Origin of the sequence: Staphylococcus sp. MB377, from assembly GCF_001922505.1 — a bacterium.
GTDB lineage: Bacteria > Bacillota > Bacilli > Staphylococcales > Staphylococcaceae > Staphylococcus > Staphylococcus haemolyticus.
In genome coordinates this window covers 1-2,743 of record NZ_MAON01000035.1, presented here as the reverse complement: position 1 = coordinate 2,743, position 2,743 = coordinate 1, and the positions used below count along the sequence as shown (strand labels likewise).

Here is a 2,743-nt window from a genome sequence, read left to right as displayed (position 1 = left end):
AATTAACACTATCAAAGAACTTATAAGCCATTCCTTCTTGCACTTCACTTTCTAATTTCTCACCGTTTACAATTAAATTTTCTAAAATAGTATCCCCCCCTTCCCACTCTATCTATTCGACAGAAAAAAAGAATATCCTACAAAACAAAAAGCCATCACCGAAGTGACAGCTTTCAAGGGGATGGGAGAAAAGAAAGAAAACAAATGGCAAAAGTTTTTCTTAGATCAAGGCTGATACCCTCAACCTTCTCCAAGCCACCGCATCATGTAATTTTTTAGCCCTTATTAGCTACGCGCTTTACGTTCGGTGACTGGAAGAAACACAAGAGCTTCCATAACCTCTTTCAACCGACGACGTTCAGTAGGCGCTCCATGCGTAAGAGCTGTCATCGGTTCAAAGAGAGCTAGGGACTCTCTCGTTTATGCTCCATAAAGCTGGTCAATACATCGGCTGTCGCAGGGCCTTAGCTGACCAATGCCAAATTATAAAATATTTATATCCAAGACGTATATGTTTCTTCCGACGCCTTGTTTGAACCAATACACTAGAGGGACGGAAGGGGAATGTTTCCGCTGTATTGGCTCAAACAAAGAGTGGAACTCTTTGCCCTCGTTTTGGTCATTAATAAGAATCATGGGTAATTACTAATGTACGAGATACGTATACTTTTTAGCTTTCTAGAATGCAAGTGTCACTCAATCATGAGCAACCACCCCCATTCCATTTTCAAGAACCGACATATTAGAGGGAAATAGACTTATATTTATTATCAACCCAGAGGACGCATTCCGAGCTGATTGATAAATACAATAGAAACAGCATGACGAATGCGAATTATCTCACACCCGCCACACTGGAATATGTCATTGTAATACATTCATTGGTCTTTTCGTCTTAACGCGGGTTCTTACCGCCTTGCCCGCCCTACCATGCGGTATACGTTACCGTGACATTCTCGCATAAGAACGTTTCACTTATAGGTGTACTAATCCTCTTCGATATGCGTTTGTCAAAGGGCTTGTACATTAAGAATATCGTTGATTTCATTATCAAAATTCCCCCTATTTAGTCCCCAATTTTGTCGGTATTTTGTCGAAGTTTTTAAAAACATAAACATTCCAATTCATTATATTTTTTCTTTTTTTGATAATATTTGTATCCAGTTCAGGTAATAATATCATATAATTAAGCTATTATAATTTTATAAAAAGCAAGGATGGTTAGACATGACGGTACAACAAGAAAAAGTAACAAAGCGCGTGGTTTGTAGGAAATGCAAATCAGATCAAATAGTCGGTAATAAGCGTGGTTATAATTTCAAAAGGGCGTTTTTTATTCTGTTTCTTCTGTTAGGTACACTTATAACTATTGGAATAGTTTCTAATTTTTTATATGTTATAGTTCCTGAAAATTCTATGGATGGAGTTGTTGGACTTTCTGCAATTGTTGGTCTTCTTATTGTACTTCTAGGACCACCGATAATTTTATTCAGTGGATTTGTTGGTAGAAAAAATATTGTTAATGGTTGCATGAATTGCGGACATACATGGATGCCTAAAAAATAAAACATAAAAAGCCAAATGGATAGTTAATTAAAAACTGTTAATTTGGCTTTTTTTGTATTATTAAATCATCCCTAAAGATGTAGCGATCAATCGAATCGCATTTTTCTTCTTATAATAGAAGTGATCTTTCTTCATCGATAATTCAGTGTAAATAAAGCTGTCTTTCGGCTTATCTGCATTTAAGTATTTCTTCTTGATGATTTCTGCCTCGTCATAGTCTAAAACGTACTCTAAAGCCTTATCGATCTGCTTGAACTTGATATTGCTAATATATCTCGTGTCTCTAATCTCCGGGAACAAACTGATTCCTTCGTGTTTTAACTCCACTTCATTCTCAAAACGAGTTTTCAATGCGCGGTATTCCTTTAGAATTTTCACTACTTCTTTCTGAACTTGTTTCTCTGTCTCTCTATCGATAACTGGCAATAAAGTTAATTGTCTCTCCATGAAGGAATCCCCCTATTTCTGAATTTGTCTTTTTAACATTACATCAGGTACGTGAAATTTTACTATCTCTTTGTTGAATAAGGGAAACATGCATAGCGAATAGTCCCCACCATCCACCTTGCAAGGTTCCGTTATCCATTAAACCCTTAATAATTTACATTTCTTGTTGGCCATCTTCTCTTTTGTTGCTTCAATATTATTCGCTACCTTTTGATAGTCCTGATCAAATTGAATCATTCCATCAAACATGACTGGTGCTACTACTTCGTCAACATATTGCAAGTAATCAATCGGCGCTCGTTCTGTCTGTTCTACTAAATACCCATAAATATCAAAGTCTGCTCTTGGTATAGACTTCTGGCCCTTCGGTTGATGAGACATCCTTACATAAGATTGAATGACTGATAGTGGCACTGCGAATACTGACTTATCCTTACTGAATTCTATAAGGAAGAAGCATATCGCTCCCATCTTCTCCGCTTTCTCCAGGTAATCCAATTGATGCTGTGCAATGTTCTTTAAATCAAAACGTGTATCTTTCTCTGTAGACTTCGCTTCAAATGCTACAGCTCGTCCCTTATATACACCGTCATAGTCTACTGTGCTCTTTGCTTCATAGAATCCATTTAGTACACGGCTACCTTTGCTCTTTAACACCTTCACAGGAGTTGGACGCTTGTTAATAAGCGCCACTCATCCAGTTCTACATCTGATCCTGTTACCAACTTCC

Annotated in this window: 2 protein-coding genes and 1 pseudogene; 1 reads left to right on the top strand and 2 read right to left on the bottom strand. The window is 37.2% G+C overall.

Features of this window, described 5'->3' with window-relative positions:
• The first annotated feature begins 1,227 nt into the window (after window positions 1-1,227).
• Window positions 1,228-1,566, top strand: coding sequence for a hypothetical protein (locus BB045_RS08490; RefSeq protein WP_000218072.1), 339 nt, complete (start codon window positions 1,228-1,230; stop codon window positions 1,564-1,566).
• 60 nt (window positions 1,567-1,626) lie between these two features.
• On the opposite strand, the gene BB045_RS08485 is transcribed toward BB045_RS08490, so the two are convergent.
• Both BB045_RS08485 and BB045_RS08480 read right to left on the bottom strand, forming a co-directional pair.
• Window positions 1,627-2,013 carry an ArpU family phage packaging/lysis transcriptional regulator gene (locus tag BB045_RS08485; protein WP_075140671.1) on the bottom strand — a complete coding sequence of 129 codons (387 nt, stop codon included), beginning with the start codon at window positions 2,011-2,013 and terminating at the stop codon, window positions 1,627-1,629.
• 138 nt (window positions 2,014-2,151) lie between these two features.
• Window positions 2,152-2,706: pseudogene (locus BB045_RS08480) on the bottom strand (Holliday junction resolvase RecU); the annotation flags it as partial.
• Window positions 2,707-2,743: the final 37 nt, after the last annotated feature.